The organism is Sphingomonas phyllosphaerae FA2 (assembly GCF_000427645.1).
Taxonomy (GTDB): domain Bacteria; phylum Pseudomonadota; class Alphaproteobacteria; order Sphingomonadales; family Sphingomonadaceae; genus Sphingomonas; species Sphingomonas phyllosphaerae.
Genome location: NZ_KE386571.1, coordinates 193,638 through 216,023 on the forward strand (window position 1 = coordinate 193,638; position 22,386 = coordinate 216,023).

Below are 22,386 nucleotides of genomic sequence, written 5' to 3' on the forward strand. Positions count from 1 at the left end.
TGCCGCCGCATCATCGTCGCACGGGCTGCTAATCGGGAATCATAGTGGTGCGTGCGTGAGCGGTGCGGTTTATGCGTTGATCGTGAATGCCTGTGTCGCGGTGCTGTTCGCGGCCACGTTCGCGGTCCTGCGCGCGTCCTATCCGCAACAGCGTGCGACCGGCTGGTTTTGCGCCACCTATGCGATCGGGCTGCTGACCCCGCTCAGCGAACTGGCGATCCGGTACACGGGTGCGCCGCTGGTGTTCACCGCCACCAGTTACCTGTCGCTGGTGCTGTCGATGCTCTGCTTCACGCAAGGGGTGATCGCACTAAGCGGGCGGAGGCCGGCGCGTGCCGTGGTCCCGACGATTGCGATCCTGGCGCTGGCCGGGCGGATGATGCTCGACGATCACGCGCGCAACACGATCGGTTATGGGCTGGTCTTTCAATTTCCCTTCTACGCGATGTTGTTGCTGTGCACGGTGATGGCAGTGTGCGCGGTGCGCCAGCAACGCGATCCGTGGTGGGCGGGGCTGGGCGTCGTCTTCGCGATCACTGCCAGCTATTTTCTGGTGAAGCCGATTTTCGCCGCGGTGTTCGGTTCGGGCGAGTCGATGCGCGATTACGTGGACAGCAGCTATGCGCTGTTCTCGCAGGCGCTGGGCGGATTGCTGACGATCTCCACCGCACTGTCGGTGCTGCTGATGATCGTGCGGTCGATCCTGCGCACGACGCGGGCCGAGTCCGAGACCGACATGCTGACGTGTATCGCGAACCGGCGCGGGTTCGAGCGGCGCGCGGCGGCGGCGATCGCGACGGCGCGGCGACTGGGCGCGCCGATGGCGGCGATCCTGCTGGACCTCGATCATTTCAAGCAGGTCAACGATCGCTTCGGGCATGCGACCGGCGATGCGGTGCTGCACGCGTTCGGGCAGGCGCTGACCTGCGCCTTGCCGCCGGGGGCGCTGGTGGCGCGGCTCGGGGGCGAGGAGTTCGTCGCGCTGTTGAGCGGCGCCGCGCCGCGCGATGCCGTCGCGGCGGCGGAGGCGATCCGCGCCGCGCTCGCCCGGCTGGGGCCGGGGCTGCCGACGGTGACGGTCAGCGGCGGCATCGCCGAGCTGCGGCCGCATGACACGTTGGTGACCCTGCTCGATCGCGCCGACCGCCACGCCTATGCGGCGAAGCAGGCCGGGCGCGATCGTATCTATCCGCCGCTTTCCAGCGCGACATAGGCGCGGCGGCGGAGCATCGCGCCGGGCTGTTCGGCGCGGATGTGCGCCAGCAACGCCTCACGCACGTCGCAGCGCAGGTCGAACGCGGTCGAGGCGTCCTTGGCGGTCATGAGGCCGCGCAGCTCGACCGAGCCATCCGGCTTCACGTCGGTGACCTGCAGGTTCCAGAAGCGGCCGTCCCAGCGCGGGTTGGCGGTGACGATCTCGCCCAGTTTCGCGCGCAGCGCCTCGACGTCGGTGTCGGCGTCGACGTACCAGAAGACGCTGCCCAGCAAGGCGCTCGACTGGCGCGTCCAGTTCTGGAAGCTCTGTTCGAGGAATTTGGAGACGGGGACGACCAGCCGCCGCTCGTCCCAGATCTTTACCACGACATAGGTCAGCCGGATCTCCTCGATCCGCCCCCATTCGTTGTCGATGATGACGACGTCGTCGATGCGGATCGGCTCGGTGAAGATCATCTGGAAGCCGGCGATCAGGTTCTTGAGCGCGGGCTGCGCGGCGGCGCCGACCGCGAGGCCGGCGAGGCCGGCGGAGGCCGCCAGCGTGACGCCGAGGCTGCGCACGCTGGGGATCGTCATCAGCATCGTGCAGATCGTGACCAGCATGATGACCGACACGAAGATCCGCTGGAAGATGCCCAGCCGCGTGCGGCGGCGGCGCGCGCGCAGATTGTCCGCGACGCTGATGTCGGCGTGGCGGATCATGACGTCGGTGACCGTCCCGACCGCGACGATCGCGCACCAGCCCATCAGCCCGGGCACCAGCAGCGCGGCGAGCCGTCCCCATAGCGCCGCCTGACCGCGGGTGAGGTCGAGCGCGGGCTGCACCGCCGCCAGCGCGATCGCGAGCATCAGCCAGCGCAGCAGCTTGCGGATGCGCTCGACGAACAGCGCGCTGGCGCTGTCGGGGCGCGCGGCGGTGGCGCGACGCGCGACCCAGATGACGATGCGGTGCAGCACCAGCGCGAGCGCGAGCGCCGCGACGACGTAGAAAATGTCGGACAGCCAGCCGGGCAGATCGTGCAGCCAGCCGCGCGCGGTCCTGATCGCGTCCGCCATCGTCTCTCTCACGTTACCGGTGGTTCGGGGGCGTAACGAGGTAGCGGGGCGCGGTGTTCCGGCTATCCCGGCAGACGATAGTCCGCGAACTGCCGCCGCAGCAGCTTCTTGTCGATCTTGCCGGTTGCGCCCAGCGGGATCGCGTCGACCACCAGCACGTCGTCGGGCATCCACCAGCGTGCGATCTTGCCGTCGAGGTATGCAAGCAGTTCCGCCTTGTCCGGCGTCTGCCCCGGCGCGGGCTGGACCAGCAGGATCGGGCGTTCGTCCCATTTCGGATGCGCGACCCCGATCACCGCGGCGATCGCCACTGCGGGGTGGCCGCTGGCGATATTCTCGATCTCGATCGAACTGATCCATTCACCGCCCGACTTGACGATGTCCTTGGCGCGGTCGGTGATGTGCATGTAGCCGGAAGCGTCGATCGTCGCCACGTCGCCGGTGTCGAAGAAGCCGTCGGCGTCGAGCACCGGCGTGTCGTCGCGGAAATAGCCGCTGGTGATCGTCGCCCCGCGGATCAGCAGTCGCCCGGCGGTCTGACCGTCGTGCGGGAGCGGCTGGCCGGCATCGTCGACCAGCCGGAAATCGAGCCCGACCTGCAACCGGCCCTGCATCGCCTTGCGCCGCACCTGTTCCTCATAGGGTTGCGCCAGCACCTCGGCGGTCGGCGAGGACAAAGTGGCGAGCGGCGAGGTCTCGGTCATGCCCCAGCCTTGCACGACCTCGACGCCGTAATCGTCCTGGAAGGCGCGGATCAGCGCGGGCGGCGGCGCGGCGCCGCCGATCACGACGCGGTGGAGCGTCGAGAAGGCGCGCCCGGTGCCGCGAAGATAGTGCAACAGCCCCTGCCAGACGGTCGGCACCGCAGCGGAGAAAGTGACGCCCTCCTGCTCGATCAGTTCGTAGAGCGACTCGCCGTCCATCCGCGCGCCGGGCAGCACCAGCTTCGCGCCCGCAGCGGGCGCCGCATAGACGACCCCCCAGGCATTGGCGTGGTACATCGGCACGACCAGCAGCACCGTGTCGCGCTGCGTCAGCGCCAGCGCATCGGCCTGCAACGCCATCATCGTGTGCAGGTAATTGGAGCGGTGCGAATAGAGCACGCCCTTGGGATCGCCGGTGGTGCCCGAGGTGTAGCACAGCCCGCACGCCAATCGCTCGTCGAACCCGCCCCATGCCGCGCTGCCGGCGTGCGGCGCGATCCAGTCGTCGAAGGCGACCGCCGGATAGTCGGTCGCGGGCAGCGTGGCACGGTCGCACAGGAACACGACCTGCTCGATCGACGGCACGTCGCGCACCAGCCGCGCGGCGAGCCCGGCGCAGGCGGGGTCGGCGAGCAGCAGCCGGTCTCCGGCGTGCGCGGCGATCCACGCGATCTGTTCGGGGAATAGCCGCGGGTTGAGGGTGTGGCACACCGCGCCGACGTTCGTGGTGCCGTACCACGCCGCCATGTGGCGCGCGCCGTTCCAGCCGAGCGTCGCTATCCGGTCGCGTCGTGCGATGCCGGCGGCGAGCAAGGCGTCCGACACCTGCCTGGCCGTCTGGTGCAGGCGGCGATAATCGGTGCGGGAGATGCTGCCGTCCGCCGCGCGGGAGACGATCTCGCGGTCTCCGTGCCACGTCGCGCCGTGATCGAGGAAGCGGTCGACGGTGAGCGGCGTGTCCTGCATCAATCCGAACAACTCAGCCATCAATGCTCCCCGATACGCACCAACGAAAACGGCGGCGCCCGAAGTGTCGGGTCGCCGCCGTCTTGCTGCCAGAAGGCCGCGCGCTTGTCGCGTATCGATTGATGTCGATTACGTCGCTCAGCGCACGCCGTGCATCCATTTGCGGATGATCGGCGACAGGACGATCAGCACCGCGCCAACGCCGACCGCGATCAGCCCGATGTGCCAGAAGGTGGCGTTGTAGGTGTCCAGGCTGACCTTCAGGTTGGTCACCTGGCCGCCGACCGTCTCGACGCTGGCGCCCTGCGCGACGATGCCCGCGACATATTGTGCGACCGAGGTCGACAGGAACCACACGCCCATCATCAGCCCGACGACGCGCGGGATCGACAGCTTGGTGATCATCGACAGGCCGACCGGCGAGATGCACAATTCGGCGACCGAGTGGATCAGGTACAACCCCGCCAGCCACCAGATCGCGACCTTGAAGGTCGGGCCGGCGAACGCCCCGCCGAAGACGAGGAACAGGAAGCCGAGCCCGACGAGGATCAGCGCGATCCCGAACTTGACCGGGATCGACGGCTCGCGTCCCGCCGCCGCGAGCTTCGTCCACATCGCCGCCATGATCGGCGCGAAGACGACGATAAAGAAGGCGTTGAAGAACTGCGTCTGACCCGCCGACAGCGAGAACAGGCCGAATACCGACAGGTCGGTATTGCGATCGGCATAGAGCGTCAGGCTGGAGCCTGCCTGCTCGAACATCGTCCAGAACACGACGTTGAAAACGATGAGTACCATCGCCGCCAGCATCATCTGAAACTCGACGCGCGAGCCGTTGCTGAACGACCAGATCAGGATGCCCGGCACCGCGATCAGGAAGGTGCCGAACAGCAATTTGCCCATCAGCGGCAGCGCCAGCACATAGCCGACGATCCCGGCCCCGGCGACCGGATCGGGCGCGTTCATCAGGTTGGTGAACAGCAGGTAGAAGATCGGCACCCCGATCAGCGCGGCAGCATAGATGCCCAATGCGCGATCACGCTGGCCGGGCTGTACCGGCGACTCGCCATAGCCGCGCAGCAACCCGCCATCGAACTGGATCAGCGACCATGACGCGAGCATGCCGACCGCGGCCAGCCCGAAGCCGGCCCACCAGCCGACCATCGTCGCGAGCAGCGGGCAGAGCAATTGCGACAGCGTCGAGCCGACGTTGATGCCCATGTAGAAGATCGTGAAGCCCGTATCGCGGCGACGATCGCCGACCGGGTACAGCTCGCCGACCATCGTCGAAATGTTCGGTTTGAAGAAGCCGTTGCCGACCGAAACCATGCACAAGGCGAGCAGCATGACGGTGACGTAGAACGGGCTGCGCTCGCCATCCGACTGGAACCCACCCTGGGCCACGGTGCGCTCGGCCCGGCCGGCCGCGCCGAGCAACGCGACGGTGCCATCGTCATTGCCCTTGATCGCCAGCCGCTTCGCGCCGTCGAGTACGTAGCGGGTCTCGACGCCCTCGGCGCTCTTCTCGATCGCCACCTCATAGCGCTGGCCATCGATGGTCGCGAACGGCTTGGCGGTGTCGCCGCCGAAGCAGAGCGTGAAATAGCCGATCGCCATCAACACCGCGCCGAACTTCACCGCGCGCTTCGAGCCCAGATATTGATCGGCGAGATAGCCGCCGATCAGCGGGGTGAGGTACACCAGCGCGGTATAGCCGCCGTACAGCCCGGTCGCCTGCCGGTCCCCGAACAGGAAATGCTGCGTCAGGTAAAGCGTGAGCAGCGCACGCATCCCGTAGAAGCCGAACCGCTCCCACATTTCGGTCGTGAACAGCCGGGCGAGCTGGCGGGGATGGCCGAACCAGGTCGCTTCCTCGGCCGGATTGACGTGGCTGATATCCGGCTCGCGCGGGCTGTCCGCGGTTGGGGTGTCCACCATGAGGGGCAAGCTCTCCAGAATATGGGTCGTTGCCCGCGGCGTCGCGCGGGCACAAGGTTGCGGCGGAGACTAACGGCAAAGCGGGCGCTGTAAATATCCTGTCACATCGCCTATCCACCGTCGCGTGATGTTCAACGACCTTTCCTCGCCGCTGTCGATGCTGACCACCCGCCGTTCGGGCAAGCCGCGCGACCTGATCGCGCCCGGGCCGGATCACGCGCAACTGGTTGAGATGATCCGCATTGCCGGGCGCACCCCCGATCATGGCAAGCTGGCGCCGTGGCGGTTCTTGATCGTTCGCAACGAGCGGCGCGATGCGCTCGCCGCGCTGCTGGTCGATGCCTATCGGGCCGAGCGTCCCGCCGCGGGACGCGCGGAGATCGAGGCGATGGAGCAATTCGCGCGGCAGGCGCCGGCACTGGTGGTCGCCTTGTCGAGCCCGCGGCCGGACAGCCATATCCCGTTGTGGGAGCAGGAATTGTCGGCGGGGGCGGCGTGCATGAACCTGCTCCATGCGGTGCACGCGCATGGCTTTGCGGGCGGGTGGCTGACCGGCTGGCCGGCGTTTTCGGATCGGGTGCGTGATGCATTCGGCGAAGCGCCGGAGCGGATCGCAGGATTCATCTTCATCGGCACCCCCGGGCGCGCGCTCGACGAGCGCCCGCGGCCCGATGAGGCGCGGTTGTGGAGCGACTGGCAGGGCTGATCTCGACAGCATGAGCCCCATGCTGTATTAAGGCAGCATGGCAGCGCTCAGCAACGACGACTCGCCCGTCTATCTCCGCCTGCGCGGCACGATCGCGGCGGCGATCCTGCGCGGCGAGTTCGGCGCGGGCGACCAGCTTCCCTCGGTTCGGGCGCTCGCCGCCGAACATGGCGCGAACCCGCTGACGGTGGCGAAGGCCTATCAGAGCTTTCAGGACGACGGTTATGTCGAGGTGCGGCGCGGCGTCGGGATGTTCGTGCTGCCCGGCGCGGCGGAGCGGTTGCGCACCGCGGAGCGCGAGGATTTCGTCGCGCAGCAATGGCCGCGGATCCGCGAGCGGATCGCGCTGCTCGGGCTGGATGCCGCGGTGCTGCTGGAACGTGCGCCGGCGTGACGCTAATGACCCGGTGATGCGTGCCTTTCTCCTTCCGCTGACGCTGGGCGTCGTGCTGGCCGGGTGCCAGCGTGAGCCTGCCGCGCCGACACCGACCCCTAGCGTGGCCGCGCCGTCACCGACGGCGAGCGCCGCACCGTCGCCGGTCGCCGATCTGTCCGCCTATGTCGGCGAATATCCGACCGAGCCGAAGGGGACCGCGCCCAGCTTCCTCCGCCAGCCGCAGGTGCGCGAGGCCGTGGCGGCGGTGGTGCCCGACAAGGAGGTGCGCGCGCTGGTGCTCGGCAGCGACGTCACCGCGACGCCGATCGCGCTGGTCGAGGGGAAGCTGGTCGCCTTCGGGTGCGAGCCGCACAATTGCGGGCCGCATAACTGGGCGGTCGCGATCCGGCCCGACGGGACGGATGCGGCGGTCTGCCTGTACGATCAGGATCGCCGCGTGGCGCGCTGGTATCCGGAGAAGGCCGGGCCGGCGCCGGTCAACGGGTGTCCGTCGGGGGAATAAGCCCGGTATGCCCGCCCCAAACAAGCGGACTGCCCTCCTTTAAACGTCGTCCCGGGTCAAGCCCGGGACGACGAAGAACGATCCGTCATTGCGAGCGTAGCGAAGCAATCCAGGGTTGGACCAGGACGCCCTGGATTGCTTCGCACCGCTCGCAATGACGAAAAATCAGAACGCTTCCGCCGGCAGCGCGTAGAGCACCGACGCATCGGCGTTCGCCGCCGCTTCCAGCCCCAGCGCCTCGGGAACGATCTGCTCCAGATAGAACCCGGCCGCCACCTTCTTCACCTGATCCGCGCCCTCGACCCGCGCCTGTCGCTCCATCAGCCACCCGCACGACGCGACCGACAGCATCGTCAGGAACGGATAGCTCGCCGCGTGGCGATCGTCGGCGTTCGCGCCCTGCAAGCGCCGCCCGATGGCCTCGCACGCGTCGATCAACCGCACCAGCGTCGGCGCCTGCGCCTCGGCGCGCATGTCGGCGATCAGGTCCGCGAACGCGCCGCCGTTCGACAGCGCCAGCTTGCGCCCGACCAGATCGGCGGCCTGAATGCCGTTGGTGCCTTCGTAGATCGGGGTGATCCGCGCATCGCGGAAGAATTGCGCCGCGCCGGTTTCCTCGACGTAACCCATGCCGCCGTGGATCTGGATGCCAAGGCTGGCGACCTCGTTGCCGATGTCGGTGGCGTGCGCCTTGGCGAGCGGGGTCATGATCTCCAGCCGCTCCTTGGCGCGTGCGTCGCCGAGCGTCGCGCGATCGACCTGCCCACAGGCGTAATAGACGAGCGCGCGCGCCGCCATCGTCTGCGCCTTCATCCGCAGCAGCATCCGGCGGACGTCGGCGTGCTCGACGATCGCCGCCGCCTTGCCGTCGCGCGCGCCCTGCACCCGGTCGCGCGCATAGGCGACCGCGGCCTGCGTCGCCGCCTCCGCCGACTGCACGCCCTGCAAGCCGACGTTGAGCCGGGCGTTGTTCATCATCGTGAACATCGCGCGCATCCCGCCGAACTCGGGGCCGATCAGCTCGCCGAGGCAGTCGTCGTGATCGCCGAACGACAGCACGCAGGTCGGCGAGGCGTGCAGCCCCATCTTGTGCTCGATCGACACGACGCGCACGTCGTTGGGGGTGCCGTCGAGCCGCACCTTCGGCACGAGGAACAGCGAGATGCCGCGCGTGCCGGCCGGCGCGTCGGGGGTGCGCGCGAGCACGAGGTGGACGATATTGTCCGCCATGTCGTGGTCGCCGAAGCTGATGAAGATCTTGGTGCCCTTGATCGCGAACGTGCCGTCGCCGCGCGGGGAGGCGGTGGTGCGCAGCGCGCCGACGTCGCTGCCGGCCTGCGGCTCGGTCAGGTTCATCGTGCCGGTCCATTCGCCGGTCGCGAGCTTGGGGAGGTAGGTCGCCTGCTGTTCGGGCGAGCCGTGATGCGCCAGCGCCTCGATCGCGCCGACGGTCAGCGTCGGGCAGAGCGCGAACGCCATGTTCGCGGTGCCGAGCGTCTCCAGCACCGCGGCCTGCACGACGAACGGCAAGCCCTGTCCGCCCCATTGCTCGTCGACGCCGATCGTGCCCCAGCCGCCCTCGACATACGCGCGGTACGCTTCGGGGAACCCGGCGGGCATTTTCACGCCATCGGGGGTCCATTTCGCGCCGATCGTGTCACCCGTGCGCAAGAGTGGGGCCCATTCTCCGGCCGCGAACTGCGCCACGCCGTCCAGCACCGCCTCGATCACGTCGGGCGAGGCGGCAGCGAAGCGGTCGGCGGCGGCGATCTCGTCCAGCCGGACGACATGGTCGAGCACGAAGCGCTGTTCGTTGGTGGTGGCGGCGAAGGGCATTTCTCTCTCTCCTGTCCAGCCGCTATAGCCGAGCGCGATGCGTGCTCAAGACCCTGTCATTCGACGTTACGGCATGGCCGCCGTCGAGGAAGCCGCCGGCATTATTCGTGCCGGCGGTATCGTCGCGGTGCCCACCGAGACGGTCTACGGACTCGCCGCCGACGCGCGCGATTCGGCGGCGGTGGCGCGCATCTATGCGGCCAAGGGACGGCCGAGTTTCAATCCCTTGATCGTCCATGTGCCCGATCTTGCGGCGGCGGAGCGGATCGCGGTGTTCGACGCCGACGCGCGCGCGCTGGCCGCACGCTTCTGGCCGGGGCCGCTGACGCTGGTGCTGCCGGTGCGAGCGGAGGCGGGCATCGCGTCGCTGGTGACGGCGGGGCTCGACACGATCGCGCTGCGGGTGCCGGCGCACCGGGCGATGCAGGCATTGCTGGTGGCGAGTGGCGCGCCGCTGGCCGCGCCGTCGGCTAATGCGAGCAACGCGATCAGCCCGACGCGCGCGGCGCATGTCGCGGCGAGTCTCGGCGGGGCGGTGGCGCTGATCCTCGATGACGGTGCGACCGCGACGGGGGTCGAGTCGACGATCGTTGCGGGGCGGACAATTTTGCGGCCGGGGCCGGTGACGATGGAGATGCTGCGCGAGGTGTTGCCCGTCGCGGCGGGCACGACCGCGCATGTCAGCGCGCCGGGGCAGCTCGCGACGCATTATGCGCCGCGCAAGCCGTTGCGGTTGGGAGCTGTGACTCGGGAAGCGGGGGAGTGGCTGATCGGCTTCGGCGCGGTCGAGGGTGACGACACGCTGTCCGCGAGCGGCGATCTGGAGGAGGCGGCGGCGCGGTTGTTCGATGCGCTCCACCGCGCGGATGCTGGTGAACGCGACGGGATCGCGGTCGCGCCCGTTCCGGAGATTGGCATCGGCGTCGCGATCAACGATCGCCTGCGCCGCGCCGCCCATAGGTGAGCCCGGTCAAACCCACCACCGTCATCCCCGCGAAGGCGGGGATCCAGACGCGCAGGTCTTCGTAAGAGCCGCTACGTCCGAGGTTCTGGATTCCCGCCTGCGCGGGAATGACGGAAGCTACGCCGTCGCTCCTGCGCAGGCAGGAGCCTATGGCTGTTTCGTTTCGCGGTGCGCTCGACACAATAACGTCGCGGCTGTGTCAGATGGCCGGACGCACGATATAGACATGGGCCCCTGCCTGCGCAGGGGCGACGGATCAGGCGGTGACCGTCTTGCTGCGGGCCGCGAAGCTTTTGCGCAGTTTTTGCAGCTTCGGCGGGATCACTGCGAGGCAGTAGGGATTGCGCTGGCCTTCGCCGTCCCAATAATCCTGATGATAGCCCTCGGCGGTGTACCAGTCCGAAAACGGCTCGATCGTCGTCACGATCTTGCCCGACGCGGTCTCCTGCGCGCGTGCGATCGCCTGGTTGGCCTGCTCCTCCTGCATCACCGTCTCGGGGAAGATCGCCGAGCGATATTGCGTGCCGACGTCGTTGCCCTGCCGATTGAGCTGCGTCGGATCGTGCGTCGCGAAGAAGATGTCGAGCAGGTCGGCGTAGCTGACCTGTTCTGGGTCGAACCCGACGCGGATCGCCTCAACATGGCCGGTATCGCCGCCGCAGACCTGCTTGTAGGTCGGGTTGGGGACGTGGCCGCCGATATAGCCGCTCTCGACGCTTTCGACGCCGATCACGTCCTTGAACACGGCCTCGGTGCACCAGAAGCAGCCGCCGGCCAGCGTCGCATATTCCGTCATGAAACTCGTCTCCTTTGCGTCCCATGTAGGAAGTCGCTACGCGGCGGCAACGTTTCGGGAGACTGACATGACGGCGTTGAACGGCAAGGTGATGGTGACGGGCGGCGCGGGCTATATCGGCAGCCATGCGGTGCTGGCGCTGCTCGATGCCGGCTATGAGGTCGTGGTGATCGACAATCTCGTCACCGGGTTCGACTGGGCGGTCGACGGGCGCGCGGCGTTCGTGCAGATCGCGGTCGAGGACCCCGGCGTGCGCGACGTGATCCGTGAGCACGACGTCAACGCGATCATGCACTTCGCCGGATCGGTGGTGGTACCCGAGTCGGTCAGCGACCCCCTCAAATATTACCGCAACAACACCGCCGCGACGCGCACGCTGATCGAGAGCGCGGTGGCCGAGGGCGTGCCGCACTTCATCTTCTCCTCAACCGCCGCGACCTATGGCACCCCCGAGCGCGTGCCGATTGCGGAGAACGATCCCAAGGCACCGATCAACCCGTATGGCATGTCGAAGCTGATGACCGAGTTCATGCTGCGCGACGTGTCCGCGGCGCATGCGATGAACCATTGCTGCCTGCGCTATTTCAACGTCGCGGGTGCGGACCCGGAGGGGCGCAGCGGACAGTCGACGATCGGTGCGACGCATCTCATTAAGATCGCGGTCGAGGCCGCGACCGGCAAGCGCGACAGCGTTGGGGTGTTCGGCACCGATTTCGAGACGCGAGACGGGACGGGCGTGCGCGATTACATCCACGTCAGCGATCTGGCCGAGGCGCATGTCGCCGCGCTCAAGTTGCTGATCGACCAGCCGGGCGAGAGCCATGTGCTCAATTGCGGCTATGGCCGCGGCTTCTCGGTGCTCGAGGTGCTCGATGCGGTCGACCGGGTCACCAACCGGACGATCGAGCGCAAGTTGCAGGGGCGGCGTCCCGGCGATCCGGCCGAGTTGGTCGCGGACAATAGCGCGATCCTCAAGACGATCGAATGGGCACCGAAGCGCGACGATCTGGAAGGCATCGTTCGCGATGCGCTGGTGTGGGAGCGCAAGCTGGCCGAGCGGCAGGGGTAAGGAGTAGCGGCGCACCCCGTCCATTTATCGTCACCCCGGCGAAGGTCGGGGTCCAGTTGCGCAACGTCGATGAGGCACGTTGGGCGCTGTAACAGCGGCTTTCCCCACTGGGCCCCGGCCTTCGCCGGGGTGACGGAAGGGGCGGTGTAGGTCCTAGCGCCGCGCTGTTCCGCCCAATCGCCCGCGCACGGTCGCGGCGATCCACCACCACAGCGCCGCCCAGCCGGTCCCCGCGCTCCAGCCCGCCAGTACGTCCGACGGCCAATGGACCCCGAGGTAGACCCGGCTTACCCCGATCGCACCGACCAGCACGACCGCAAGCAGCAGGACATAGCGTCGAACGACGCGGTGCGGCGTGACCTGTGCCACCAGTCCAGCAAGCGTCAGATAGATGATCGCGCTGTTGGTGGCATGGCCGCTCGGGAAGCTGAGGCCGGTCACCTGCACCAGATGATCGACCAGTTCGGGGCGGGGACGGCCGACCCAATATTTGGCCTGTCCTGCGATAATCGACCCGCCCAGCGTCGCGACAAGCACCAGCGCTGCGGTTAGCCACAGCCGCTGGACCAGGAACAGGCCCACCACCGCAAGCACCACGCAGGTGAGGATCGTCCCGCTGCCGAGCGCGGTGATGTCGACCATCGCCGCGTGGAGCCACGCGGGGCCGAGCGGTTGCGCGGTGTCGCCGGGTGTACGCAGCGCGAGGATGATCGCGCGGTCCCACGCCAGCGGCGAACCATCGCCAATCTCATAGGCAAGCAGTGCGGCGGCGATCAGTCCCGCAATCGCCAGCGCAATCCACGCCAGCCGCGGAGCGGTCGGCGTGCTGCGCGGCTCTGCGGCGGACAGCTCGACGGCGGGCGGGGGCGCGCTCAGCTCTTGAGCTTCCAGCCGCGTCGCAGCAGCGAGTAGCAGAGCAGCCCCAGCACGACGTCGATCGCGAGGATCACGATGCTGCCGGTCGCGACGGGGGAATCGGCGGTGCCGAGGAAGCCGTAGCGAAAGCCGGAAATGACGTAGAAGAACGGGTTCACATGGCTGAACGCGCGGAACGCGGGCGCGAGGTGGTCGACCGAATAGAAGGTGCCGCTGAGCAAGGTCAGCGGCGCGATCACGAAGTTGGTGACCGCCGCGGCATGGTCGAACTTTTCGGCCCAGATCGAGGTCAGCACGCCGGCGAGGCTGAGGAATACCGCGCCGAGCAGCCCGAACCACAACACCGCCCACAGATGCTGCGGGGTGACGTGGACGCCGGGCCACAGCGCCATCGCCAGCCACACGGTCGCCCCGACGCAGAAGGCGCGCGTCACCGCGCCGCCGGTCAGCGCAGCGAGCAGCTCGGCGGTCGACAGCGGCGGCTGGAGATAGTCGACGATCGTGCCCTGGATCTTGCCGACCAGCAGCGAGAAGCTGGCGTTGGCGAAGGCGTTGTTGAGCATCCCCATCACGATCAGCCCGGGCGCGATGAAATCCGCAAATGCCACGTCCGTCCCGCCGACGCGCACCGGGCTGCGCGCGCCATTCGCGACCGTGAAGATCACCAGGAACATCAGCGTCGTGATCGCGGGCGCCCAGATCGTCTGGAGCTGCACCTTGAAGAAACGGCGGACCTCCTTCACATAGAGGGTCTTCAGGCCGCCCCAGTTGACGTTCCGGATAACCGGGACGCCGGGGGCGTTCCTGACGCCTGATGGAATTTGTCCGATGGGGGGCTGGCTGCTCATCGCCGATGCGGGTAACCGCTGCCGACGCCGCCCGCAACCGGAACGCGAACGAGGAAGACGATCATGTCCTGGACCGAGGAGCGCATCGATACGCTCAAGACGATGTGGGAAGGCGGCCAGACCGCCAGCCAGATCGCCGAAGCACTGGGCGGCGTGAGCCGTAACGCAGTGATCGGCAAGGCGCATCGTCTCGGCCTGCAATCGCGCCCGTCGCCCGTCGTCAGCAAGGAAGAGGCGCGTGTCGCCGCCGAGAAGGCGAACGCCGCCGCGGCATCGGCCGCGCCTGCGCCGATCGCCGCCGCCGCGCCGCCCCCGCCGCCCGAGCCGAAACCGGAGCCGCGGGCCAAGCCGGTGGTGGCCGCCGCCCCGGTTGTTGCGCCGCCGCCCGCTTCGGTGGTCGACGCTGACGACGAAGACGAGGATGACGCGCCCTTCGCCGCCGAGGATACTGCAACGGCTGCGCCTGCTCCCGAGCGTCCGCCGCAGCCGATCCTGCGCTCGGTCGGTCCGGGCGGGTTCGTGCGTCAGGCGCCCGGCGAGCAACAGCCGCCGATCGCCCCCGCGCCGCCGCGCCGGCTGGTGCCCGCGCGCACCGCGCCGGAATATGCCGACAAGACGTCGTTGCTCGATCTGAACGACAAGATCTGCAAGTGGCCGCTGGGGCATCCGGGCGAGCCGGACTTCCACTTCTGCGGCGAGAAGGTGAACCCGGGCTTCCCCTATTGCGTCACGCATTGCGGGCATGCGTATCAGGCGCAGCTTCCGCGGCGTGACCGGCGTGCGCCGCCGCTGCCGTTCGGTGGGCCACGGATGCGGTGAGCGCGTGAGGCTCCGGCGCAAGCTGGAGCCCGCCTAGGCGGTCACCCGGCCGGCGCGGCGGAACGCCGCGTCCGACGACGTGGGCTTTGCCCCAAGTCAAGTGTGCATCTTTCGTCATTGCGAGCGTAGCGAAGCAATCCAGGGCGTCCTGATCCGGCCCTGGATTGCTTCGCTACGCTCGCGACGACGGTTGTGGCGCGTTGGCTTATTCCCTCCAGCCGCGCCGCGGGCAAAGCCCGCGTCGTCAGACGTAGCTGGCGCTACGCTGGCCGGGCTTGGGTGAGTCCTGCGCCAGTATGGCGCAGGCCACCCGGCGCCTTAAAACCGGAACGCCGCGGTCGCGCGCAAGCTGTGCCAGTTGAACTTGTCGTCCGAACGGCGGAAGTCCGTCCCGTTCACCGTCCCGCCGTTGTTGGCGTTGGTGAACGGCGTGCCGGCCGGGCCGGCGGCGCGAACGCGGAAATCGTTGTCCTGGTACTGGTGGTAGACATATTCCATGCCGACCGAGAAATGGTCGCCGATGCGCTGCTCGATGCCGCCGCCGCCCTGGAAGCCGAACTGGTTGCGCTTGCCGCGCTGTTCAAAGCTGTTGGTGCTCTGGCTCGACGAGAAATCGCGGTCAATCCGAGCATATGACGGGCCGAACGTCCCGTAGAACAGCGTCGAGTCGTTCGGCGTGAAACCGGCGCGGGCGCGTACCGCGGCCTCCCAGCCGATTTCGCGCGTCATCACGTAATTGGCCGGCGTCGAGGAAAAGCCCGTGACGCTGTCGTTGATGCGCGACTTCCCGAATTCGCCGACCACGCCATAGACGATCGGACCCGATTGATGATCGAAGCCGACGCGGGCGTTGTAGGACCAGCCGTCCTTGTCGTTGCGGCAACCGGGACCGCCATTCTGGGGGCCGGTCGCCGCCTGCGCGCGGCCGTCGCAGAAGCCGGGGCCGAACGCGTTTGCACCGGCGCCGGTAAGGACGGTGTCGCCAAAGCGCCCGTCGAGGTTGCGGTCAAACTGGATCGTCGAGCCGCCGTCATTGGGCTCGACGTCATAGCCACCCGAGGCGCCGACATAGATGCCCGAGAAGCCACTGGTCACCGCGGGATCGCCATTCGTGCCGTCCTGCGCAAGCGCGGGCACCGAAACCAGCGCGGCGACCGCCGCCAGAAGATACGCCTTCATTCACCAACTCCCTGACAATACGAGTCGGCAACGGGACGCGCCCAATATAGGTTGCGTGACGAACGGTTGCTGTCGGCGCGCGGTGGCGCAGGCGGCGTCTGTTCCGTATATACCCCCGCATGTCCGATCTCTTCGCGTCCGCCACTGCCACCCCCGCCAGTTACGATGCGTCGTCGATCGAGGTGCTGGAGGGGCTGGAGCCGGTTCGCCGCCGTCCCGGCATGTATGTCGGCGGCACCGATGAACGCGCGCTCCACCATCTCGCCGCGGAGGTGCTCGACAATGCGATGGACGAGGCGGTCGCGGGCCATGCGACGCGGATCGAGATCACGCTGGAGCCGGGCAACCGCCTGACGATCCACGATAACGGCCGCGGCATCCCGGTCGACCCCCACCCGAAATTCCCCGACAAGTCGGCGCTGGAGGTGATCCTGTCGACGCTCCATTCGGGCGGCAAGTTCGCGGGCAAGGCCTATGCGACCTCGGGCGGGTTGCACGGCGTCGGCGTGTCGGTGGTCAATGCGTTGTCGAGCGAGACGGTGGTCGAGGTAGCGCGCGACCGGCAGCTGTATCGCCAGCGATTCTCACGCGGGCAGACGCTCGGGCCACTCGAGACGGTCGGCGCGGCGCCCAACCGGCGCGGCACGACGGTCGGCTTCGTCCCCGACACCGAGATCTTCGGGCCGGAACTGCACTTCAAGCCGGCGCGGCTCTACAAGCTGGCGCGGTCGAAGGCGTATCTGTTCGCCGGGGTCGAAATCCGCTGGAAATGCGCCGCGTCGCTCATCACCGATGAGACGCCCGCCGAGGCGGTGTTCCAGTTTCCCGGCGGGTTGTCCGATCACCTCAAGGAACAGATCGCAGGCCGTGAATGCGCGACCGCTGACTTCTTCGCGGGGCAGCAGGATTTCGCCGACAGCCAGGGCAAGGTCGAATGGGCGGTGGCGTGGCCGCTGTGGAGCGAGGGCAGCTATAGCTGGTATTGCAACACGATCCCGACCCCCGATGGCGGCACGCACGAACAGGGGTTGCGGCAGGCGCTGGTCCGCGGGCTTCGCCAGTTCGGCGATCTGGTCGGTAACAAGCGCGCCAAGGAGCTGACCGCCGACGACGTGATGGTCGGCAGCGAGCTGATGCTGTCGGTGTTCATCCGCGATCCGCAATTCCAGTCGCAGACCAAGGACCGGCTGACCTCTCCGGAAGCGGCCGGGCTGGTCGAGAAAGCGATGCGCGACCATTTCGATCACTGGCTCGGCCACAATATGGACCGCGGCAAGGCGCTGCTCGGCTATGTGCTGGAGCGGATGGACGACCGGCTGCGGCGCAAGGCCGAGCGCGACGTCAAGCGCAAGACCGCGACCTCGGCACGCAAGCTGCGGCTGCCCGGCAAGCTGACCGACTGCGCTGCCGACAATTCGGACGGGACCGAAATCTTCATCGTCGAGGGCGATTCGGCGGGCGGCTCGGCGAAACAGGCGCGCGACCGCAAGACGCAGGCGATCCTGCCGATCCGCGGCAAGATCCTGAACGTCGCCTCGGCGACCAGCGCCAAGATCCTCGCCAATCAGGAGATCGCCGATCTGATCCAGGCGCTCGGCTGCGGGACGCGCAAGGATTGTCGCCCGGAACAGCTCCGTTACGAACGCGTCGTCATCATGACCGACGCCGACGTCGATGGCGCGCACATTGCGACGCTGCTGATGACGTTCTTCTTTCAGGAAATGCCCGATCTGGTGCGGCAGGGGCACCTCTATCTGGCGCAGCCGCCGCTCTACCGCCTGACCGCGGGGATCAAGAGCCTGTACGCGCGCGACGACGCGCATCGCGCCGAGCTGGAACGCACCGCGTTCAAGGGCAAGAAGGTCGAGGTCGCGCGCTTCAAGGGGCTGGGCGAGATGAACCCGCAGCAGCTTCGCGAGACGACTATGGACCCGGCGAAGCGCAGCATGATCCGCATCACGCTGCCGGGCGAATATGAGGAGCGCGCGGGGGTGAAGGATCTGGTCGACCGGCTGATGGGCACCAATCCCGCGCACCGCTTTGCGTTCATCCAGGAAAATGCTGCGCGGCTGGACGAGGAGGCGATCGACGCGTGATGGGGTTATGTTGCGGATGCTGGCCGACCCCCTCTTTTCCGTCATCCCGGACTTGATCCGGGATCCCGCTTCTTCCTTCATCCGGCAAGAAGAAGCGGGGCCCCGGATCAAGTCCGGGGCGACGAGGGTGGGGTGACTGCGTGAATTGAGGTCCTGAATGCGATGATCTTCGCAAATTCGTCTGTTTACAACGGCGGCGATGCCCGCGCCTTCGTCATTGCGAGCGCAGCGAAGCGATCCAGGGTTGGACCAGGACGCCCTGGATTGCTTCGCTGCGCCCGCAATGACGTCAAGGTGTCGAACATGGTGGGCGATCACCCTAAGGACCGGCCGTCATGCCGATAACCGAACGACCGCGGGCCGACTGGCCGCTCGCGATCGCGTTGGCGGTGCTGGCCGGGTTCGTCGATGCGGTGGGGTTCCTGCGGATCGGCGGGTTGTTCGTGTCGTTCATGAGCGGCAATTCGACATTGCTCGGCATCGATCTGGTCCAGCGCGACGGTGCGACGGTGATGATCGTGGCGCTGATCCTCGGCTTCCTGTCCGGTGTGATGACTGCTGCGATCCTCGGCGAGCGGCTGGGGCGCTGGTCGCCAATGGCGATGATCCTGTTCAGCGCGGCCTTGCTGGCGTGGTCGGCGCTGTTGATGGTCGAGGGGCCGGGCGCGGTGCTGCTCGCAGCGGCCATGGGCGCGCTCAACGTCGTCTTCCAGCGCGGCGGCGGGGTGAGCATCCCGATCACCTACGTCACCGGCACGCTGGTGCGGCTCGGCCAGTCGCTGGCCGGCGCCCTCCTCGGCACCGCGCCGGCGACCGGGTGGGTGCCGTATCTGCTGCTGTGGGGCGGGCTGGTGCTCGGCGCGTTGGGCGGCACGTTTACCTATCATGCGCTCGGCACCGATGCCTTGTGGGGCGCGGCGTCGTTCGCGTTCGCGCTGGCGATCGCGGCGGCGGGCAGGGGGCTTGCGCAACGCTGACGTGGTGTTGTTTGCGCGAATATTTGCCTCTACAAGCGCCACGAGGGCGGTCCATGTCGGGCCGCCCGCTTTCGTTCGAGGAGAAGGCCCCGTGTCGCCTGACGCATCCATCCCGCCGTTGATGCCCGTCTACCCGCGGTGCGGCGTGCGACCGGTGCGCGGCGAGGGCGTGTACCTCTATGGCGAGGACGGCAGCCGGTATCTCGACTTCGCGAGCGGGATCGCGGTCAATGCGCTCGGCCACGGCCATCCGGCGCTGACGAAGGCGATTTCGGAACAGGCCGCGACGTTGATGCACGTCAGCAACCTGTACGGTAGCCCGCAAGGCGAGCATTTCGCGCAGCGGCTGGTCGACAACACCTTCGCCGATACGGTGTTCTTCACCAATTCGGGTGCCGAGGCGGTCGAATGCGCGATCAAGACCGCGCGCCGCTATCATTATGCCAACGGCAATCCCGAGCGGCACGACCTCATCACCTTCGACACCGCCTTTCACGGTCGGACGCTGGGGACGATCTCGGCGACCAATCAGGCCAAGATGCGCGACGGGTTCGAGCCGCTGCTGCCGGGCTTCAAATATGCGCAGTTCAACGATCTGGAGGGGGCGCTCGCGTTGATCGACGGCAACACTGCCGGCTTTCTGGTCGAGCCGATCCAGGGCGAGGGCGGCATCCGTCCGGCTACGCAGGAATTCCTGCAGGGCCTGCGCAAGGCGTGCGACGAGCATGGCCTGCTGCTGGTGCTCGACGAGGTGCAGGCGGGCTATGGCCGCACCGGCAAGTTCTTCTCGCACGAATTGTACGGTATCACGCCGGACATCATGGCGGCGGCCAAGGGCATCGGCGGCGGCTTCCCGCTCGGCGCGTGCCTTGCCACCGCCGACGCGGCAAAGGGCATGGTGTTCGGTACGCACGGCTCCACCTATGGCGGCAACCCGCTGGCGATGGCGGCGGGCGAGGCGGTGCTTGACGTGATCCTCGCCGACGGCTTCCTCGACCATGTCGCGCAGATGGGCGAGCGGCTGCGCTCGTCGCTGGAGCAGCTGATCCCCAACCACGACGGGTTGTTCGATTCGGTGCGCGGGCACGGGCTGATGCAGGGGCTGAAGCTCAAGAGCGACAGCCGCCGCTTCGTCGCGCATTGCCGCGACCATCACGGGCTGTTGCTGGTCGCGGCGGGCGAGAATGTTGTCCGCATCCTGCCGCCGCTGGTGATCGACGAAAGTCACATCGCCGAGTGCGTGGAAAAGCTGAGCGAGGCGGCACGCGTCTACGTGCCGGTCGCCGACGATTGATGGCCTGATCTCCGCCCCCGCGGCCGGGGGCGGAGCGGGGGAGAGACGATGCGCCATTTCCTGAACCTGACCGATGCCGGGCCGGACGCGATCGCCGCGATGCTCGACGATGCCCTGACGCGCAAGCAGGCGCGCGCCGGCTGGACCAAGGGGCGCGTCGATGCCGACGCACCGCTCGCGGGCCATGTGCTGGCGATGATCTTCGAGAAGAATTCGACCCGCACGCGCGTGTCGTTCGACATGGCGGTGCGCCAGCTCGGCGGACAGTCGATCGTCATGGAGGCCGGGCAGATGCAGCTCGGCCGTGGCGAGACGGTCGCCGACACCGCACGCGTGCTGTCGAACTATGTCGATGCGATCATGATCCGCACCGACGATCACGCCAAGATCGAGGAGATGGCGCATTACGCCAGCGTCCCGGTCATCAACGGACTGACCGACGAATCGCACCCGTGCCAGATCATGGCCGACGTGCTGACGATCATCGAAAGCGGCAAGTCGCTGCCTGGGCTCAAGGTCGCGTGGCTGGGCGACGGCAACAACGTGCTCGCGTCGATCGTCGAGGCGGCGGGGCTGATGCACTTCGACGTCGTCGCGGCGTGCCCACAGGGGTTCCAGCCCGACGAGGCTTCGGTCGCGCGCGCGGGCGGTCGGGCGCGGGTTGTCGCCGACCCGCGCGAGGCGGTCGCGGGGGCGGACGTGGTCGTCACCGATACGTGGATCTCGATGGGGCAGGCGCACGCCGAAACCAAGCTGGCGGCGATGATGCCCTATCAGGTCGATGCGGCGTTGATGGCCACCGCCAAGCCCGACGCGAAGTTCCTTCACTGCCTGCCCGCGCATCGCGGCGAAGAAGTCACCCCGGAGGTGATCGACGGCCCGCAATCGCTGATCTGGGCGGAGGCGGAGAACCGGCTTCATGCGCAGAAATCGGTGCTGCGCTGGTGCCTCGGGCAGATCGGTTGATCGCGGGCGGGGGCGCTCCCATTTAGGCGGCTCACCGGAACATCCTTCGTCACCCCGGGCTTGACCCGGGGTCCCGCTTTTCCTGCGCCACGAGGTAGCGGGACCCCGGGTCAAGCCCGGGGTGACGGTTCGGTGGCGAAAGAGACGATGACCGATCAGACCACGACCCCCGATCTCGACCGCGCGCTCGGTTTTACCATTCCCGACCGGCACGCGCGCGGGCGCGCGGTGCGGCTCGGGCCGACGCTGGACGCGATCCTGTCCGCGCACGCCTATCCGCCGGCGATCGAAAAATTGCTCGCCGAGGCGTTGACGCTGACCGCGCTGATCGGCGCGACGCTCAAGGACCCCGCGGGTCAGCTGACGATGCAAACGCAGACCGAGAACGGGATCGTTACCCTGCTGGTCTGCGACTGGCGGGGCGGCGAGGTGCGCGGCTATGTCCAGTATGACGCTGACAAGCTGGCCGCCGCGCTTGCCGATCCGACGTTGTTCGCGCTGTTCGGCCCCGGTTATCTGGCGATCACCTTCGATCTGGCGAGCACCGGCGAGCGATATCAGGGGATCGTGCCGCTCGACGGCGATACGCTGGCCGAGGCGGCGCAAAGCTATTTCTACCAGTCTGAGCAGATCCCGACGCTGGTGCGCGTCGGGATGCACAAGGATGCGACGGGCCAGTGCGTCGCGGGCGGGTTGCTGCTCCAGCATCTTCCCGAGGGCGAGGAGGGGCGCGAACGGCTGCACACCAAGCTCGATCATCCCGAATGGGAGCATGTCGAGGCGCTGGGGCGGACGATCGCGGCGGACGAACTCGCCGACGCGCAACTGCCGCTCGAGACGTTGTTGTGGCGGCTGTTCAACGAGGAGAGCGAAGTGCGCGTCCTCGACGGGCAGCCGGTATCGCGCGGCTGTCGCTGCACGGTCGAGCATATCCGTTCGGTGCTGGAGCGCTTTCCGCTCGAGCAACGATTGGAGATGGCCGACGAGCGTGGATTGATCGCGGTCGATTGCGCGTTCTGCTCGACGGTCTTTCCGCTGCGCGCGGAGGATTTGGCGGCGTGATCCGTCACCAATCCGGCGGGCTGGGGCGTCGCCGCGCGGCTCACTTGCCTCTTTCGTCATCCCGGACTTGATCCGGGATCCCGCTTCTACTTTCTCGCCCGCCAATAACACGCGGGGCCC

The 22,386-nt window shown here is 67.8% G+C and carries 20 protein-coding genes; 12 read left to right on the forward strand and 8 right to left on the reverse strand.

Features of this window, described 5'->3' with window-relative positions:
• Nucleotides 1-55: 55 nt before the first annotated feature.
• A complete protein-coding gene (locus SPHPH_RS0101295; RefSeq protein ID WP_028965068.1) occupies nt 56-1,213 on the forward strand; it encodes a GGDEF domain-containing protein in 1,158 nt (385 codons plus the stop codon).
• On the opposite strand, the gene SPHPH_RS0101300 is transcribed toward SPHPH_RS0101295, so the two are convergent.
• From SPHPH_RS0101300 to SPHPH_RS0101310, 3 genes are all read right to left on the reverse strand, one after another.
• Nucleotides 1,186-2,271, reverse strand: a complete 1,086-nt coding sequence (locus tag SPHPH_RS0101300; protein ID WP_051272771.1) for a mechanosensitive ion channel family protein — start codon at nt 2,269-2,271, stop codon at nt 1,186-1,188. The two genes, SPHPH_RS0101295 and SPHPH_RS0101300, sit on opposite strands and share 28 nt — an antisense overlap.
• A gap of 62 nt (nt 2,272-2,333) precedes the next feature.
• Complete coding sequence (locus SPHPH_RS0101305) at nt 2,334-3,962, reverse strand: long-chain-fatty-acid--CoA ligase (RefSeq protein ID WP_238302799.1); 1,629 nt, start codon at nt 3,960-3,962, stop codon at nt 2,334-2,336.
• 117 nt (nt 3,963-4,079) lie between these two features.
• Nucleotides 4,080-5,879, reverse strand: coding sequence for a peptide MFS transporter (locus tag SPHPH_RS0101310; RefSeq protein ID WP_028965071.1), 1,800 nt, complete (start codon nt 5,877-5,879; stop codon nt 4,080-4,082).
• A 127-nt stretch (nt 5,880-6,006) separates the two neighbouring features.
• Here SPHPH_RS0101310 and SPHPH_RS0101315 point away from each other — a divergent pair, with 127 nt between their 5' ends.
• The 3 genes from SPHPH_RS0101315 to SPHPH_RS18580 are packed head-to-tail and all read left to right on the forward strand — an operon-like array spanning nt 6,007 to nt 7,484.
• A complete protein-coding gene (locus tag SPHPH_RS0101315) occupies nt 6,007-6,585 on the forward strand; it encodes a nitroreductase family protein (protein ID WP_028965072.1) in 579 nt (192 codons plus the stop codon).
• A 37-nt stretch (nt 6,586-6,622) separates the two neighbouring features.
• The gene (locus SPHPH_RS0101320) at nt 6,623-6,979 is read left to right on the forward strand and encodes a GntR family transcriptional regulator (RefSeq protein WP_028965073.1); all 357 of its coding nucleotides are present in this window, start codon (nt 6,623-6,625) and stop codon (nt 6,977-6,979) included.
• 16 nt (nt 6,980-6,995) lie between these two features.
• On the forward strand, nt 6,996-7,484 hold the full coding sequence (locus SPHPH_RS18580; protein WP_051272772.1) for a hypothetical protein: 489 nt from the start codon (nt 6,996-6,998) through the stop codon (nt 7,482-7,484).
• A gap of 165 nt (nt 7,485-7,649) precedes the next feature.
• Here the strand turns inward: SPHPH_RS18580 and SPHPH_RS0101330 are convergent, their stop codons facing one another.
• Nucleotides 7,650-9,320 (reverse strand): acyl-CoA dehydrogenase family protein, encoded by a 1,671-nt coding sequence (locus SPHPH_RS0101330; protein ID WP_028965074.1) that lies wholly within the window; start codon nt 9,318-9,320, stop codon nt 7,650-7,652.
• Between the two features lie 73 nt (nt 9,321-9,393).
• Here SPHPH_RS0101330 and SPHPH_RS0101335 point away from each other — a divergent pair, with 73 nt between their 5' ends.
• A complete protein-coding gene (locus SPHPH_RS0101335) occupies nt 9,394-10,284 on the forward strand; it encodes an L-threonylcarbamoyladenylate synthase (protein WP_037487854.1) in 891 nt (296 codons plus the stop codon).
• Between the two features lie 256 nt (nt 10,285-10,540).
• Here the strand turns inward: SPHPH_RS0101335 and msrA are convergent, their stop codons facing one another.
• Nucleotides 10,541-11,080: a peptide-methionine (S)-S-oxide reductase MsrA gene (msrA, locus tag SPHPH_RS0101340; protein ID WP_028965076.1), complete on the reverse strand. Its 540-nt coding sequence runs from the start codon at nt 11,078-11,080 to the stop codon at nt 10,541-10,543.
• A gap of 67 nt (nt 11,081-11,147) precedes the next feature.
• Between msrA and galE the strand changes: the two genes are divergently transcribed.
• Nucleotides 11,148-12,149, forward strand: a complete 1,002-nt coding sequence (galE, locus tag SPHPH_RS0101345) for a UDP-glucose 4-epimerase GalE (protein ID WP_037487856.1) — start codon at nt 11,148-11,150, stop codon at nt 12,147-12,149.
• Between the two features lie 153 nt (nt 12,150-12,302).
• Here the strand turns inward: galE and SPHPH_RS0101350 are convergent, their stop codons facing one another.
• Both SPHPH_RS0101350 and SPHPH_RS0101355 read right to left on the reverse strand, forming a co-directional pair.
• Nucleotides 12,303-12,791 carry a phosphatase PAP2 family protein gene (locus SPHPH_RS0101350; protein WP_238302800.1) on the reverse strand — a complete coding sequence of 163 codons (489 nt, stop codon included), beginning with the start codon at nt 12,789-12,791 and terminating at the stop codon, nt 12,303-12,305.
• A 230-nt stretch (nt 12,792-13,021) separates the two neighbouring features.
• A complete protein-coding gene (locus SPHPH_RS0101355; RefSeq protein ID WP_028965078.1) occupies nt 13,022-13,873 on the reverse strand; it encodes an ABC transporter permease in 852 nt (283 codons plus the stop codon).
• Nucleotides 13,874-13,936: 63 nt separating this feature from the next.
• On the opposite strand from SPHPH_RS0101355, the gene SPHPH_RS0101360 reads away from it, so the two are divergent.
• Nucleotides 13,937-14,692 carry a GcrA family cell cycle regulator gene (locus SPHPH_RS0101360; protein ID WP_028965079.1) on the forward strand — a complete coding sequence of 252 codons (756 nt, stop codon included), beginning with the start codon at nt 13,937-13,939 and terminating at the stop codon, nt 14,690-14,692.
• Nucleotides 14,693-15,010: 318 nt separating this feature from the next.
• Here SPHPH_RS0101360 and SPHPH_RS0101365 read toward each other — a convergent pair whose 3' ends face one another.
• Nucleotides 15,011-15,871 carry an outer membrane protein gene (locus SPHPH_RS0101365; protein WP_028965080.1) on the reverse strand — a complete coding sequence of 287 codons (861 nt, stop codon included), beginning with the start codon at nt 15,869-15,871 and terminating at the stop codon, nt 15,011-15,013.
• A 119-nt stretch (nt 15,872-15,990) separates the two neighbouring features.
• Between SPHPH_RS0101365 and parE the strand changes: the two genes are divergently transcribed.
• The 5 genes from parE to hslO all read left to right on the forward strand — a co-directional run bounded on the left by parE (nt 15,991) and on the right by hslO (nt 22,266).
• Nucleotides 15,991-17,967: a DNA topoisomerase IV subunit B gene (gene parE / locus SPHPH_RS0101370; protein ID WP_037487858.1), complete on the forward strand. Its 1,977-nt coding sequence runs from the start codon at nt 15,991-15,993 to the stop codon at nt 17,965-17,967.
• Nucleotides 17,968-18,302: 335 nt separating this feature from the next.
• Nucleotides 18,303-18,944, forward strand: a complete 642-nt coding sequence (locus SPHPH_RS0101380; RefSeq protein WP_037487861.1) for a YoaK family protein — start codon at nt 18,303-18,305, stop codon at nt 18,942-18,944.
• Nucleotides 18,945-19,035: 91 nt separating this feature from the next.
• On the forward strand, nt 19,036-20,238 hold the full coding sequence (locus SPHPH_RS0101385) for an aspartate aminotransferase family protein (protein ID WP_272944232.1): 1,203 nt from the start codon (nt 19,036-19,038) through the stop codon (nt 20,236-20,238).
• Nucleotides 20,239-20,286: 48 nt separating this feature from the next.
• Nucleotides 20,287-21,204, forward strand: a complete 918-nt coding sequence (gene argF, locus SPHPH_RS0101390) for an ornithine carbamoyltransferase (RefSeq protein ID WP_028965084.1) — start codon at nt 20,287-20,289, stop codon at nt 21,202-21,204.
• Nucleotides 21,205-21,351: 147 nt separating this feature from the next.
• Entirely contained in the window at nt 21,352-22,266 is a 915-nt protein-coding gene (gene hslO, locus SPHPH_RS0101395) for an Hsp33 family molecular chaperone HslO (RefSeq protein ID WP_028965085.1), read from the forward strand.
• Nucleotides 22,267-22,386: the final 120 nt, after the last annotated feature.

Bases quoted from the DNA above. Each gene is read 5' to 3' on its own strand.
- parE (WP_037487858.1), top strand. From the start codon at position 15,991: ATGTCCGATCTCTTCGCGTCCGCCACTGCCACCCCCGCCAGTTACGAT.
- msrA (WP_028965076.1), bottom strand. From the start codon at position 11,080: ATGACGGAATATGCGACGCTGGCCGGCGGCTGCTTCTGGTGCACCGAG.
- SPHPH_RS0101355 (WP_028965078.1), bottom strand. From the start codon at position 13,873: ATGAGCAGCCAGCCCCCCATCGGACAAATTCCATCAGGCGTCAGGAAC.
- SPHPH_RS0101300 (WP_051272771.1), bottom strand. From the start codon at position 2,271: ATGGCGGACGCGATCAGGACCGCGCGCGGCTGGCTGCACGATCTGCCC.
- SPHPH_RS0101365 (WP_028965080.1), bottom strand. From the start codon at position 15,871: ATGAAGGCGTATCTTCTGGCGGCGGTCGCCGCGCTGGTTTCGGTGCCC.
- SPHPH_RS0101320 (WP_028965073.1), top strand. From the start codon at position 6,623: ATGGCAGCGCTCAGCAACGACGACTCGCCCGTCTATCTCCGCCTGCGC.
- SPHPH_RS0101330 (WP_028965074.1), bottom strand. From the start codon at position 9,320: ATGCCCTTCGCCGCCACCACCAACGAACAGCGCTTCGTGCTCGACCAT.
- SPHPH_RS0101335 (WP_037487854.1), top strand. From the start codon at position 9,394: ATGGCCGCCGTCGAGGAAGCCGCCGGCATTATTCGTGCCGGCGGTATC.
- SPHPH_RS0101350 (WP_238302800.1), bottom strand. From the start codon at position 12,791: ATGGTCGACATCACCGCGCTCGGCAGCGGGACGATCCTCACCTGCGTG.
- SPHPH_RS0101360 (WP_028965079.1), top strand. From the start codon at position 13,937: ATGTCCTGGACCGAGGAGCGCATCGATACGCTCAAGACGATGTGGGAA.
- SPHPH_RS0101315 (WP_028965072.1), top strand. From the start codon at position 6,007: ATGTTCAACGACCTTTCCTCGCCGCTGTCGATGCTGACCACCCGCCGT.
- galE (WP_037487856.1), top strand. From the start codon at position 11,148: ATGACGGCGTTGAACGGCAAGGTGATGGTGACGGGCGGCGCGGGCTAT.
- hslO (WP_028965085.1), top strand. From the start codon at position 21,352: ATGACCGATCAGACCACGACCCCCGATCTCGACCGCGCGCTCGGTTTT.
- SPHPH_RS18580 (WP_051272772.1), top strand. From the start codon at position 6,996: ATGCGTGCCTTTCTCCTTCCGCTGACGCTGGGCGTCGTGCTGGCCGGG.
- argF (WP_028965084.1), top strand. From the start codon at position 20,287: ATGCGCCATTTCCTGAACCTGACCGATGCCGGGCCGGACGCGATCGCC.
- SPHPH_RS0101305 (WP_238302799.1), bottom strand. From the start codon at position 3,962: ATGGCTGAGTTGTTCGGATTGATGCAGGACACGCCGCTCACCGTCGAC.
- SPHPH_RS0101380 (WP_037487861.1), top strand. From the start codon at position 18,303: ATGCCGATAACCGAACGACCGCGGGCCGACTGGCCGCTCGCGATCGCG.
- SPHPH_RS0101310 (WP_028965071.1), bottom strand. From the start codon at position 5,879: ATGGTGGACACCCCAACCGCGGACAGCCCGCGCGAGCCGGATATCAGC.